The sequence below is a fragment of the Streptomyces sp. NPDC056373 genome (genome assembly GCF_042262425.1).
GTDB lineage: Bacteria > Actinomycetota > Actinomycetes > Streptomycetales > Streptomycetaceae > Streptomyces.
Genome location: NZ_JBHJPX010000007.1, coordinates 185,651 through 198,463, shown reverse-complemented (window position 1 = coordinate 198,463; position 12,813 = coordinate 185,651). Strand labels below are relative to the sequence as shown.

11 protein-coding genes are annotated in these 12,813 nt (G+C 71.9%); 4 read left to right on the top strand and 7 right to left on the bottom strand.

Going from position 1 to position 12,813, the window contains the following annotated elements; all coding sequences use genetic code 11:
* Positions 1–82: 82 nt before the first annotated feature.
* The 4 genes from ACFCXS_RS16670 to ACFCXS_RS16655 all read right to left on the bottom strand — a co-directional run bounded on the left by ACFCXS_RS16670 (position 83) and on the right by ACFCXS_RS16655 (position 4,980).
* Positions 83–2,227 carry a putative bifunctional diguanylate cyclase/phosphodiesterase gene (locus tag ACFCXS_RS16670; protein ID WP_376644058.1) on the bottom strand — a complete coding sequence of 715 codons (2,145 nt, stop codon included), beginning with the start codon at positions 2,225–2,227 and terminating at the stop codon, positions 83–85.
* On the bottom strand, positions 2,224–3,036 hold the full coding sequence (locus ACFCXS_RS16665; RefSeq protein ID WP_376644057.1) for an SAM-dependent methyltransferase: 813 nt from the start codon (positions 3,034–3,036) through the stop codon (positions 2,224–2,226). Before ACFCXS_RS16665 ends, ACFCXS_RS16670 begins: the two co-directional genes overlap by 4 nt.
* A 332-nt stretch (positions 3,037–3,368) precedes the next feature.
* Positions 3,369–4,355 carry an SCO0930 family lipoprotein gene (locus ACFCXS_RS16660; RefSeq protein WP_376644056.1) on the bottom strand — a complete coding sequence of 329 codons (987 nt, stop codon included), beginning with the start codon at positions 4,353–4,355 and terminating at the stop codon, positions 3,369–3,371.
* 292 nt (positions 4,356–4,647) lie between these two features.
* On the bottom strand, positions 4,648–4,980 hold the full coding sequence (locus tag ACFCXS_RS16655) for a hypothetical protein (RefSeq protein WP_376644055.1): 333 nt from the start codon (positions 4,978–4,980) through the stop codon (positions 4,648–4,650).
* Between the two features lie 136 nt (positions 4,981–5,116).
* On the opposite strand from ACFCXS_RS16655, the gene ACFCXS_RS16650 reads away from it, so the two are divergent.
* The 3 genes from ACFCXS_RS16650 to ACFCXS_RS16640 all read left to right on the top strand — a co-directional run bounded on the left by ACFCXS_RS16650 (position 5,117) and on the right by ACFCXS_RS16640 (position 6,788).
* Positions 5,117–5,248, top strand: coding sequence for a hypothetical protein (locus ACFCXS_RS16650; RefSeq protein WP_260419336.1), 132 nt, complete (start codon positions 5,117–5,119; stop codon positions 5,246–5,248).
* A gap of 54 nt (positions 5,249–5,302) precedes the next feature.
* Entirely contained in the window at positions 5,303–6,037 is a 735-nt protein-coding gene (locus tag ACFCXS_RS16645) for a DUF4239 domain-containing protein (protein WP_376644249.1), read from the top strand.
* Positions 6,038–6,260: 223 nt separating this feature from the next.
* Positions 6,261–6,788 carry a hypothetical protein gene (locus ACFCXS_RS16640; RefSeq protein ID WP_376644053.1) on the top strand — a complete coding sequence of 176 codons (528 nt, stop codon included), beginning with the start codon at positions 6,261–6,263 and terminating at the stop codon, positions 6,786–6,788.
* A 105-nt stretch (positions 6,789–6,893) separates the two neighbouring features.
* Here ACFCXS_RS16640 and ACFCXS_RS16635 read toward each other — a convergent pair whose 3' ends face one another.
* Entirely contained in the window at positions 6,894–7,412 is a 519-nt protein-coding gene (locus ACFCXS_RS16635; RefSeq protein ID WP_376644051.1) for a hypothetical protein, read from the bottom strand.
* Between the two features lie 351 nt (positions 7,413–7,763).
* Here ACFCXS_RS16635 and ACFCXS_RS16630 point away from each other — a divergent pair, with 351 nt between their 5' ends.
* Positions 7,764–8,432, top strand: coding sequence for a class F sortase (locus tag ACFCXS_RS16630; RefSeq protein ID WP_376644049.1), 669 nt, complete (start codon positions 7,764–7,766; stop codon positions 8,430–8,432).
* A 39-nt stretch (positions 8,433–8,471) separates the two neighbouring features.
* Here the strand turns inward: ACFCXS_RS16630 and ACFCXS_RS16625 are convergent, their stop codons facing one another.
* Both ACFCXS_RS16625 and lysX read right to left on the bottom strand, forming a co-directional pair.
* Positions 8,472–9,317, bottom strand: a complete 846-nt coding sequence (locus ACFCXS_RS16625) for a polysaccharide deacetylase family protein (RefSeq protein WP_376644047.1) — start codon at positions 9,315–9,317, stop codon at positions 8,472–8,474.
* A gap of 89 nt (positions 9,318–9,406) precedes the next feature.
* A complete protein-coding gene (gene lysX / locus ACFCXS_RS16620; RefSeq protein ID WP_376644045.1) occupies positions 9,407–12,697 on the bottom strand; it encodes a bifunctional lysylphosphatidylglycerol synthetase/lysine--tRNA ligase LysX in 3,291 nt (1,096 codons plus the stop codon).
* Positions 12,698–12,813: the final 116 nt, after the last annotated feature.

The following is a 12,813-nucleotide window of genomic DNA, read 5'->3' as shown; positions in this document are numbered from 1 at the left end:
CCACGGTGGTGAACGCCGTGCGGGGGGTGCGGAACCGTCGTGGCGGTTCGCGCAGTTCCCCGCGCCCCTGGGGCGTTACCTCCTAGCCTGTCGCATCGACCAGGGCCAGCTGGTGCAGCCGCTCCGGCGGGCCCGGCCTCGCGTAGTACCAGCCCTGGGCCGTGTCACAGCCGAGGATGCGCAGTTGGTCGGCCTGGGCTCCCGTCTCCACGCCTTCCACGGTCACCGCCAGGTCCAGGCTGTGGGCCAGGGAGACGATCCCCTCGACGATCTTCAGGTCGACGGGGTCCGCGGGGAACTGCTGCATGCTCTGAGTGAAGGACCGGTCCAGCTTCAGGATGCTGACCGGCAGCCGGCGCAGGTTGGCGAGGTTGGAGTAGCCGGTGCCGAAGTCGTCCAGGGCGATGTCGACACCCATCTCCGCCAGCCGCCGCAGCGGCTTGAGCAGGTCGTCGTCCGCCCCGATCAGCGCCGACTCCGTGACCTCCAGGCACAGCGCGTCCGGCTCGACACCGGTGCGCTCCAGGATGTCGACCGTGTCCTGCACCAGGCCGGGATGCGTCAGCTGGCACGGCGACAGGTTCACGTTGATCCGCAGCGGCCCCACCGTCTCGGCGCCGCCCTGCAGTTCCCGCCACTCGCGTGCCTGGCGCACCGACTGCTCCAGCACCCACCGGCCCAGCGGCACGATCAGGCCGGTGTGCTCGGCGAGCGGGATGAACCGGTCCGGCCCCAGCACCCCGTGCTGCGGGTGCAGCCAGCGCACCAGCGCCTCGGCGCCCCGGACACTGCCGTCGCCGAGATGCACCAGCGGCTGGTACTCGATGAAGAACTCGCCCCGCTCCAGCGCCGTCGGCAGCGCCGTGGTCAGCCCGTGGCGCGTGATGGCCCGGGCGTCGGCCTCCGGGTCGGCGAGTTCGAAGCGGTTGCCGCCCGCCGACTTGGCCCGGTACATGGTGATGTCCGCGCTGCGCAGCACCTCTGCCGGGCTGCGCTCCCCGGCCGGGCCCTCGACGATGCCGATGCTGCCGCGCACGGTGAGCTCCCGGCCGTCCACACTGATCGGCGCCAGCAGCGCGTTCATGATGCGCCCGGCGAGCTCGTCGACGTCCCGCTGGGTGTCGGGCCCGGTGGTCAGCGCCACGAACTCGTCACCGCCGAGCCGCGCGACCATCTCGCCGGGCGCGGTGGCGCAGGACTGCAGCCGGTCGGCGACCTCCACCAGCAGCCGGTCGCCGGCCGCATGGCCGAGGCTGTCGTTGATGGTCTTGAAACCGTCGAGGTCCAGGTAGCACAGCCCGAACCGCTGGCCTTCCCCGGCGCCCAGGGCCTTCTCCAGGCGTTCGAAGAAGAACGTGCGGTTCGGCAGGCCGGTGAGCGCGTCGTGCGTGGCCTCGTAGCGCAGCCGCAGATTGAGCAGCCGCCGCTCCGTGGTGTCCTCCATGAGGGCGAGCTGGTACTGCGGATCGCCGTCGGCGTCACGCAGCAGGGAGACCGTCAGATTGGTCCACAGCACCGTTCCGTCGGGGCGGTAGAACGCCTTCTCCAGGTGGTAGTGCTCTCGCTCGCCGCGGACGAGTTCGTCGTAGAGCCGCCAGGTCTGGGGAGCGTCGTCGGGGTGGGTCCACTCCCGGACGTTGCGGCTGCGCAGCGTCTGCTCGGAGACCCCGAACATGCGCAGCAGCGCGCCGTTGACCTGCAGTATGTTCCCCTCGAGGTCGGCCATGCCGATTCCTATGGCCGCACCCTCGAACACGGCGCGGAAACGCGCCTCGCTCGCGTGCAGGGCCTGCGCCACCACGCCCTGCGCCTGGAGGGCGGCCTGCGCGATGGCCTCCTGCTCGGCCAGCGTCCGCTCGCGCAGCGCCCGGGCGAAACCGGCCGCCATCGCGTGCTGGAGCCGCGCACAGCGGGCCCGCAGGTCCTCCTGGTCGCCGTCACCCCCGCAGTACAGGACGAGGTAGGCGTCGACGCAGTCCAGGGTGCGGCTGAGCGCCTCCGGGTCGGTGCAGTGCGCGTTCACCAGGGCGGCTCCGACCGCCCTGCCCGCCTCGGAGTCGAAGGTACGGGCCAGCAGTGCCTCGCTCAGCCGCCGCGCCTGGGGCAGCAGTTGCGCCTCGAACTCGGTCCGGGTCGACGACGTCGAGGTCACCGGGAAGACGGCCCGGCTCCAGATCGTCGCGAACCGGCGCAGTCTGTCCTCCGGCCCGTCCGGTTCCGCGGTCACGCCGTACGCCCCACGCCCGCGAACCCGGAGAACGCATACGGATCCTCGTCCTCCGGTGCGGCGTCGGGCCGCCAGCGCGGCATCGCCACCAGTCCGGGTTCCACCATGTCGTACCCCTCGAAGAACCGCGCGATCTCCTCGCGCGAGCGCATGATCAGCGGGTTGCGGATGTCCCTGTACACGTCCACCGCACCCCCGGCCCGCTCCGGCGGCAGCGGGACCCCCTCGTAGGAGGCGTGGGTGAGCACGAGCAGGCTGCCCGGCGCGAGCGCCTCGCCCAGTTCGGCCACGGCCCCGTACGGGTCGTCCTCGTCTTCCACGAAGTGCAGTATGGCAACGAGGAGCAGCGCCACTGGCTGATTCAGGTCGATCAGCCGCTCCACCTCGGGGCTGCGCAGGATCTCCTGGGGCTTGCGCAGGTCCGCGGCGACGACCCCCGTGTCCTCGTTGCCCTCCAGGACCGCCTGGCTGTGCGCCACGGCCACCGGGTCGTGGTCGACGTACACCACGCGGGCACCGGGACGGGCGGCCTGCGCCTCCTCGTGCACATTGCCGAAGGTGGGGATGCCGGAGCCGATGTCGAGGAACTGGGAGATGCCCTGGTCGGCCGCGTAGCGAACGGCGCGGCGCAGGAAAGCGCGGTTCGCCTGCATGATCTTGGGGAGTCCCGGCATGAACTCCATGGCCCTGCGGGCCGCTTCCCGGTCGACCTCGAAGTTGTGCGATCCGCCCAGGTAGTAGTCGTACATCCGGGAAACACTGGGCACCGAGATGTCGATGCTCCGTGGGGCCCAGGCGGGACGCTCCATCTATCTCTCCAAGGCGTAGGCGATCCGGTGTTCGAGCAGAGGCTACTGATCGCCCGCCAATGGAGCGACCCGAAACGGAAATTGACCATCCGTTCCCGGTCACTGCCTGCGGCACGTGCCGAATTGATACCCCTGCGCATGCCCTTCGAACATATGACGAACAGTGTTCGGGGCATTCCGGAGAGTTCCGGTCCGGGAGGGAAGAGTGTCAGGAATTCGACGGGTTCCGGTGAAGCACGGCAAAACGGTCCACCCCTCCGTGGGTCACGGAGGGGTGGACCGGGTCTGCGCTTCGGGTGGACGAGATGATCAACCCTGGGGAGGTTTCCCTGCTACTCCGAGGCGCCGACCAGCTTTCCGTCGGGCCTGACGGCGTACCAGGTGCCGCCCACACCCTGGCCGTTGGTGTCGCCGGGGGCCTTGTCGCCGGCGAAGGTGTAGATGGGCGAGCAGTTGATCGTCTGCTGCTTGCCCTTGCCGTCGGTCCGGTCGAAGGTCATGTAGCCCTTCTTCTGGATGCCCTTGGTGTCGGCGAAGTCGACGGGCTCCACGAGCGGCCACTTCTCCAGGCACGCACCGGCGCAGTTGGAGACCGGCTTGGGCCAGGCCTCGTCCTTCTTGAACCGGTAGACGGTCATGCCGTTCTTGTCGACGACGATCTCGCCGAGCTTGGGGTCCTTGCGCGTGGACAGTCCGGCCTGGACGGCTTCGCCGCCGCCCTCCGCACCGGCCCCGGCACCCCCCTGCGCCTTCTTGCCGTCGGGGGCGAGCGCGTACCACTTGCCGCCCACACCCTGGCCCTTGACGTCACCGGCGTTGACGTCCTTGGCGTAGCGGTAGGCGGGCCAGCCGCCGACCGTGAGCTGCTTGGTGCCGTCGGCCCGGGTGACCGAGCCGAGCAGCGCCTTGTCGATGCCCTCGCCGGCCTCGGCGTCGTCGGCCGGAACCGGCGGCCAGGTCTTGGCGCAGTCACCGTCGCAGTTCGACTTGGGGGGCTGCTCGGTGTCCTGGTCGAACCGGTACAGGGTGAGGCCGAGACTGTCGGTGACCACCTTGCCGACCTTCTCGGCGGTGGAGACGGACAGCTTGCCCGCGGGGCTGGACGGGCTGGAGGCGCTCGGTGCCGCCGGCTGGCTCGGCGCGGCGCCGCCCGCCGCGCCCGCGGTGCCCGAGCCGATGTTCCCGTAGTCCCCGGGCGCGGCCGTGGCGCCCACGTTCTGGCTGGCCGCCGGTGGGCTGTCCTGACCGCACGCCGTCGTCAGCGCCAGGACCGCCGCGGCGCTCGCCACGAGTGAGGCGCTCCGCCAGGAGGTCTTCATCGTCAACTCCCCATAATCGCAAGGGTGTTGCAGCGCCCTGCTGCGCCGCCGCACGGTCATGAGTACGGATGGGGACGGCGATCGTGTTCAACCGTCGGCCAAATTTCTTTCCGGAACCTGCGGCGAGCGTCTCGAGTCGTCGTACACACGTCCACCTCGGACTCCCTGCGGGCGACCGCAGATCAAACCCTTGATGCCCGGATATCCCTCTTTCGGGGCAATCCCCTTGCACTCCGGCCCATCCGGGCGGCACAGGGCTCATGATCTTCGTCGTGCATGGACCCCTTTCGACTCAACCCGCCCTTGCGGCACGGGCCTTGGCGGCGGCGACGCTGACCTGGGCGCTCGTCGGCGCACCGGCCGGGGTCGCGGTGGCCGACGCCTGCGCGTACGCCTCGACGGGGCCGGACGGCACCGAGGCGGTGGCGTACGCCGGCAGCAAGAAGACGTGGCCGTGCCCGACACCCACGCCGACCCCCTCCCCGACTCCGACCCCGACGCCGCCGCCCCCGGAGCCGACCCCACCGCCGAAGCCGAGGCCGGAGCCTCCGCCCCCACCGAAGCCCCCGCCCCCCGAGCCGACCCCCACGGTCAGGCCCGAGCCGCCGGCACCGGCACCGCCCACGCCACGCCCGGCACCACCCCCGCCGCGGCAGGCCCCCAGGCCCGTACCTCCGGCGCCCCCGCCCCCCGCACCGGAGCCCGCTCCCCCGCCGCCGGCGCCGCCGGCCACCCCCGCGCCCGGCCCGTCCGCGACGCCCGTGCACTACCCGCGCTACCGCGCCGCGCCCCCGCGGCCACGGAGGGCCGACGGCACGCTGTCGCCGCTCACCTTCGTCCTGCTCGTCACGGTGCCCGCGGTGGTGGCCGTCGCCGCGCTGCGCGCGCGCTGATCCCTGAAGCCCAGGAGGTACCTCTTGCCGGAATGGCTTGTTCTCACCCTCGCGATGCTGGCCGCCTGTGCCGTGGTGGTCATCATCACCTTCGTACGCCACCGCGCGGCCCGCGAGGACGAGGACCCCAGTGAGACCCCTGACGTCATCGAGTACATGACGATGTGGATCGGCGTGGTCTACGCCATCGTCCTGGGCCTGGCGATCGCCGGTGTCTGGGAGGGACGCAGCGCCGCGCAGGACCACGTCCAGGCCGAGGCGACCGCACTGCACGAGATCTCGGAGCGGGTGCGGGTCTATCCGGCCGCGGAACGCGACCGCATCCGGGACGACATCCGGACGTACGTGAGTCATGTCGTGACCACCGAGTGGGACACCATGGCCGACAAGGGCGAGGTCACCCCGCGCGGCGCCGAGCTGTTCGAACGGATCCGCCAGGACGTCACCGACTACGAACCGGCGACGGACTTCGAGGCCCAGGCCTACCAGCCGCTGCTGGACCAGGTGACGGCGGCGAACCAGGCCCGGATCGCCAGGGCGGAGTCGACCGGGGAGACCATGCCGGGGGTGGTGTGGTTCGGGCTGATCGCCGGGGCCGTCATCACCATCGGGATGATCTTCGCGCTGCAGATCCGCAGAACGACCCGCGAACTGGTCCTCGCCGGGCTGTTCTCGGCGCTGATCGCCTTCCTGCTGTTCCTGATCTGGGACTTCGACTCGCCGTACAGCAGGGGCGTGACCGCCTCGGCGGACCCGTTCCTGAACCTCTTCCCGGGCGTCGGGGACTGACGGCGCCGCACAGCACGGATCCCGGCCGGGGGATGCGCGACACACCGTCGCCGTCCCCCGGCCGCCTGGGTGCCGTTCCCCCGGGCGGCGCACATCCATGCCCCATTCGCGCTACTGCGATCGCGCCGTCGCACGCCTCTTCTTAGCGTTTCGGGCATCGAGGTGCATGTGTGACGTGCGCGGAACAGGTCCGCGGCTGCTCCTCGGGGACCCGGAGGATTCCATGCGCGCGATATGTCTCGCCTCGGCCGTACTGCTGGGTGCCGGCGCCCTCACCTCCTGCGTGCCCGCCGCCGACGCGGCGGTCCGGACCGACTTCGGCTTCAACATCCTGCCCTCCACCGTGAGAGCGGGGGGCGAGGTGACCCTGCACGTCACGCGCAACCGGGCATGCCGGGGGGAGGCGACGGTCGACTCTCCCGCCTTCGACCGGGTCACCATCCCGCGGGACGAGTCCTGGACGACGGTGGTCGTCGACTGGGACACCAGGCCCGGCGCCGTCTACGAGGTCGAGTTCGAGTGCGACAGGTCGATCGGCATCGCGCGCCTGACGATCGCGGGTGCCCGGCCGCCGCACCACCCCACCCGTCACCCGACGCGCCACCCCGACAAGGGGGTGCACGCCGGTGAGGGCGGCACCCTGGCCGGGTTCGACCTCAAGAAGGTCGGTCTGGGCGCCGCTCTGATCACCGGGTCGCTCGGCGTCGCCTACCACTTCTCGCGCCGCCGCACCGACGGGGACGCCGGCTGACACATTGCAGGCCTTCGCCCCGGCTCCCCCTCATCAACAAGGGGAGCCGGGGCGAAACGCGTTCACGTGCGAGGTGGCGACTCGTCGAGCAGGCGATGCCCCGTGTCAGATGCGCCGCTCGGCCCGGCGGCGCATCCAGAACACACCGCCGCCGACCACCGCCGCGGCCACGAGACCGCCGCCGATGGCCATGTCGGCCGGCGTCGCACCGGTGGTGCTGCTGCCGCCGATGCCGCCGCGGACACCGCCGATGACGGTGAAGGCCTGCGGCTTGGTCATCCGCCTGCCGTTGCAGTCGACCGTGATGTCGTACGAGCCGGGGCGGGCGTTGCTGTTGATGGTGGCGGTGCCCCGCGCGGTCCCGTTGCCGGCGCCGCCCCGGTCGCCTTCGTTGCCCTTGCCGCCGCTGACCGGCGAGAGCCGCGTCGGCGAGAACGCGTTGGACGTCGCCGTGCCGCCGCCCCGGCAGCCGTCGACCGTGATGGTCAGCTGGCCGCCAGGGGCGATCACGCTGGGCAGGGCGGTGATGTTGCTCGGCGTGTCCCACGCGACGGCCGCGGGGGCGGAGAGGCCGAGGGCGGCGACCGCTGCGCCGGCGACCGCCAGGGCACGAGTGTTACGCATGTGAACCTCCGCGGAAGACGCCCCGGGACCCGTCCCCGGTCGATCGGCGAGAAAGCGCCTCCCAGAAAGACAGTCAGTTGCCGTGCCGCAAGCCGCATTTCGGGAATGGTCCGTACCGGTGAGAGAAGGCGCTGCGGCTGTGGCGTCCATTCGGATATCGCCGCAGGTCACAGACCGTCAGAAATTTCCTCGCGGCGGCAACTCGGATGGCTCACCTCATGTCCCCGCACCGCCCCTCGCGGTCCCCGGCCACCCGTTCGCCGCCGCCCCGTCGCCGGTTCGCCGCACGCCACTTAGCGTGTCGCTATGCGCGATGGACACGGCGACGGCCGCGTCGAGAGGGGATGGCGAATGTCTGCGTCCGAGCTGGCCCAGGCGGAAGAGGAGGCGCGGCCCAGGAAGCGCGCCCCGTGGGGCGTGATAGCGCTGGTCCTGCTGACCGGCCTCGCTCTCATCCGGAACGGTTCGGGAGAGTTCGACGAGGGCCCGCCACAGCCGGCGAGTGCGGCCGCGGCGGACAGCAGGGTGCCCGGCGGCACCTTCGCGGGAAGCGTCCGGCCCTTGCCCTACGCCCTCCCCGACCGGGTCAGGATCCCGGCCATCCAGGTCGACGCGCCGATCGTCCCCGTGGGCCTGGACGCGGACGGCTGGGTCGGCGCACCGCCGCCGGAGGACCCCAACCTGGCCGGCTGGTTCACCGGTGCCGTCACCCCCGGCGAGAAGGGCACCGCGATCGTGGTCGGCCATGTCGACAACCAGCAGGGTCCCGCCGTGTTCTACGGCCTCGGAGCCCTGCGGCAGGGACATCGCGTCGAGGTCGCCCGGCAGGACGGAAAGACCGCCGAGTTCGAGATCTACGGCGTCGAGGTGTTCGAGAAGAACAACTTCCCCGGCGACCGTGTGTACGCCTCCAAGGGCGCGCCGGAGCTGCGGGTCATCACCTGCGGGGGCGGCTTCTCCAAGCAGGAGGGCTACGCGGGCAATGTCGTCGCCTTCGCCCGCCTGGTCGCGGTGCGCTGAGCGCACGCGGCACGGCGGGCGAAAGCCCGGAGGAACCCCTTACGCGTAGCTCCGCCGGGGCACGGTGACGTGGTAGCCGGAGTCCAGCAGTTCCGGCAGATAGCGCCGCAGGGCCCGCACACTCTGCGAGCGGTCGCCGCCGGCGTCGTGCGAGAGCACCACGACGCCGGGTGCGGCGCCGCGCTCGACCCGGTTCGCGATGGACCGGACCCCGGGGGTGGTCCAGTCGAGGGTGTCGACCGTCCAGCCGAGGGGTTCCATGCCGAGTTCGGCGCCGAGCCGGAAGGCGGTGCGGTTCCAGGCGCCGTAGGGCGCGCGGAACCACTCGGGGCGCTCACCGTAGGCATCCTCGATGGCGTCGCTGGTGCGTTCCATCTCGGAGCGGATCTGCCGTCGGGTGAGACGGGTGAGCAGGGGGTGGGACCAGGTGTGGTTCCCCACGACATGGCCCTCGTCGGCCATCCGGGCCAGCAGGTTCCTGCCACCGGCGACCATCTCGCCGCACACGAAGAACATCGCCCGCACGTCGTACTCGGCCAGGGTGTCCAGGATGTGCGGGGTGTAGCGGGGATCGGGGCCGTCGTCGAAGGTGAGCACCATGGTGCGGCCACGGCCGGACACACGCAGCGGCGCCTCGCGGTGCACCAGGGTCCGGCGGGGTGCGGCGCGCGGGGGGCCGTAGCCGGTCAGGGGCTGCAGCCGGTACGCCGAGGACTTGACGAGGCGGCGGGCCTGGGGGCCCGCGGCGGCGGTCGAGGTGCCGGGTCCGTCCCCGGTGACAGCCGTGACCACTCCGGCCGTCGCGGCCGCTCCCACGGCGCCGGCGCCCGCGATCAAGGCGTGGCGCCTGGTGAACAGCCGGGTCGGCAACTGATCCTTCTTCATGACTCATGAGTCGCCCGGCGGAAGGCCGACGCACACGAGCAACACCGGTGCGGCGGCACACATTCACCCGTTCGGCCCACCCGTTCGGATCAGCGGCTGCGCACCAGCGGGAAGGGCAGGGTCTCGCGGATGGTGAGTCCGGTGAGGAACATGACCAGCCGGTCGACGCCGATGCCGAGGCCGCCGGTGGGGGGCATGGCGTATTCGAGGGCGTCGAGGAAGTCCTCGTCGAGTTCCATCGCCTCGGGATCGCCCCCGGCGGCGAGCAGGGACTGGGCGGTGAGGCGGCGGCGCTGCTCGACGGGGTCGGTGAGCTCCGAGTAGGCGGTGCCCAGTTCGGTGCCGAACGCGACGAGGTCCCAGCGTTCGGCGAGGCGCGGGTCGGTGCGGTGCTGCCGGGTGAGCGGGGAGACGTCGGTCGGGAAGTCCTTGTAGAAGGTGGGCAGCCCGGTCCGCTCCTCCACCAGCCGCTCGTACATCTCCAGGACGATGTCGCCGTGGCCGTCGTCGGCGACGTAGGGCACGCCGGCACCGTCGCACAGCCGTTTGAGCGTGTCGATGCCGGTGCCGGGACGGACCTCTTCGCCGAGGGCCTCGCTGATCGCCCCGTAGACGGTCTTGACGGGCCACTGCCCGGAGATGTCGTACTCCTTGCCGTCCTTGCGGGCGACGGGCCTGCCGAAGGCGGCGGTGGCGGCGCCCTGGATCAGTTCGCGCACGAGGTCGAGCATCACGTCGTAGTCGGCGTACGCCTGGTAGGCCTCCAGGATCGTGAACTCGGGGTTGTGCTTGTAGTCCGTGCCCTCGTTGCGGAAGGTACGGCCCATCTCGAAGACCTTCTCCACGCCGCCCACGCACAGCCGCTTGAGGTACAGCTCGGGGGCGATGCGCAGGTAGAGGTCGAGATCGTAGGCGTTGATGTGGGTGGTGAAGGGCCGGGCGTTGGCGCCGCCGTGGATCTGCTGGAGCACCGGCGTCTCGACCTCCAGGTAGCCGCGTGCCAGCAGGCCCTGACGCACGGCCTGGACGGCGGTGGAGCGGGCGCGGACCACGTCACGGGCGGCGGGGCTGGCGGCCAGGTCGAGGTAGCGCATGCGGACCTTGGCCTCGGGGTCGGCCAGGCCGCGGCGCTTGTCGGGCAGCGGGCGCAGGCACTTGCCGGTGAGCTGCCAGGAGGTGACGAAGACGGTCGGTTCGCCCTTGTCGCTGACGCCGGCGTGTCCGGTGGCGGTGATGTGGTCGCCGATGTCGGTGTCGGCGGTGAAGCGGTCCAGGGCGGGGCCGGAGCGGTCGCGGGTCAGGGCGAGCTGGTGGTCGCCGGACCAGTCGCGCAGGACGGCGAAGACGATGCCGCCGAAGTCGCGGACCAGCATGATCCGGCCGGCGACGGTGACCTCCTCGCCCCGCGGGACCTCGGCGAGGGTGTGGGTGCGGGCCGGGACGCCCACCGGGTAGGGGTCGGTGCCGTCGGCGCGCAGCCGTTCGAGTTTGCGGTGGCGGACGCGGACCTGGTCGGACAGGCCGGAGAGGGGGTCGGCGGGCTCGGTCCCGTCCCCTCCGGCGAGGCCGAGCGCCGCCAACGACGGCAGCCCCTCCGTGGTGGCGGGCCGCTGCCCGCCCCTCGGGTGCCCTTTTCCCCTGCCCCACAACGTGCGCATCGACGGTACGGAGACGAAGCCCTCGGCGATGCCGGAGGCGAGGCCGACCCGGGCGAGGGAGGCGGCCTCGGCGTAGCAGAGGAAGCGCGGGTACCACTCGGGGCGGTACTTGGCGTTGGAACGGTACAGGGCCTCCAGTTGCCACCACTTGGAGAAGAACAGCAGCAGGCGGCGCCAGAGGCGGAGCACCGGGCCGGCGCCGATGCGGGCGCCCTCCTCGAAGACGGAGCGGAACACCGCGAAGTTCAGCGAGACCTTGCGCACGCCCAGCTTCGGTGCGGCGGCGCACAGTTCGGCGACCATGAACTCCATGACGCCGTTGGGAGCGGTGCGGTCACGGCGCATCAGGTCCAGGGAGACGCCGTCCTTGCCCCAGGGCACGAAGGACTGGATGGCGAGGAGCCGGCCGTCCTGGTCGAGGGCCTCGGCGAGGAGGCAGTCGCCGTCTGCCGGGTCGCCGAGACGGTCCAGGGCCATGGAGAAGCCGCGTTCGGTCTCGGTGTCGCGCCAGGCGTCGGCGCGCTCCACGAGCCGGCGCATCTCGTCGTCGCCGAGTGTGGAGTGGCGGCGGACGCGGCAGGTGACCCCGGTGCGGCGGACCCGGTTGACGGCCTGGCGGGTGACGCGCATGTCGCGGCCGTCCAGGTCGAAGCCGAGGACGTGCAGGATGGCCTCGTCGCCGAGCTGGAGGGCGCCGAGCCCGGCGCGGACGAAGGCCCGGGCGCCCTCCTCGGAGGCGCCCATCACGGCGGGGACCCAGGCGTAGCGGCGGGCCACCTCCTGCCAGGCGGCGATCGCGTGCGGCCAGGCCTCGCGGTCGCCCACCGGGTCACCGCTGGCCAGGCACACCCCGGCCTCGACGCGGTAGGTGACGGCGGCCTTGCCGCTGGGCGAGAAGACGGCGGCCTTGTCGCGGCGGGTGGCGAAGTAGCCGAGGGAGTCCTGGTCTCCGTAGCGGCCGAGGAGGGCGCGGATCCGCGCCTCCTCGTCGTCGTGCAGAGCGGCTTCCAGGCGCTGGGAGCGGAAGAGGGTGGCGGCGGCGTTCAGCAGGACGAGTGCGCCGAACAGGCCGAGCAGGAAATACAGGGCGTGCGGCGGGCGTCCGTCGAAGGAGCCGGCGGGCACCAGGCCGCCGCAGACCCGGTTCGCGGCCCAGGCGAGCCGCTCGCCACGCGGCAGACTGCCCGGGAAGGCCTCGACCAGGGCCCAGCCGACCAGGATGGCCACGACCAGACCGGCCACCAGGACGGCCAGGGCCCGGCGTACGGCGGCGCGGCGGGAGGCGGCGTAGAACTCCTCGCGGGAGTAGATCAGCAGGATCAGGGCGAGGCCGCACACCACGAAGGAGGGGACGGACTCGGCGAACTCGCCGACGGCCATGCCGAGGACGTCGGTGAGGACCAGCAGGCCCAGGTAGACGACGACCAGCCACCAGGCGATCTTCTTGCGGGCGCCGGTCGCGGCGGCGAGCAGGAACAGGAAGACCGCGTAGGCGAGGTTGGCGCTGACCGGGACGAGCAGCCGGTCCAGGAAGTGGACCAGGGGGCGCAGCCCGGTGCGCAGCGGCGGGATCAGCGCCAGCAGGGCGCAGAGCAGACCGAGGGCGCCGAAGAAGACCGCGAAGCCCTGGGGTACCCGGCTCAGGAAGCCGTGCGCCCGGTGGGGCGGCCGTATCGCTCCTGAGGTGTCCTCGGCCGTCCCGGTGTCCGCGCTGACGCTCATGCTTTCGACTCTAGGAACACCGGCGCCTCCTCGCCCGTCGAGCGCTCGCGCCCCGTGCGGCACAGGAGGCCCGTGGCGTCGCCCCGCCGGTCCCCGTCCCGCCCGGCAGCCGGACC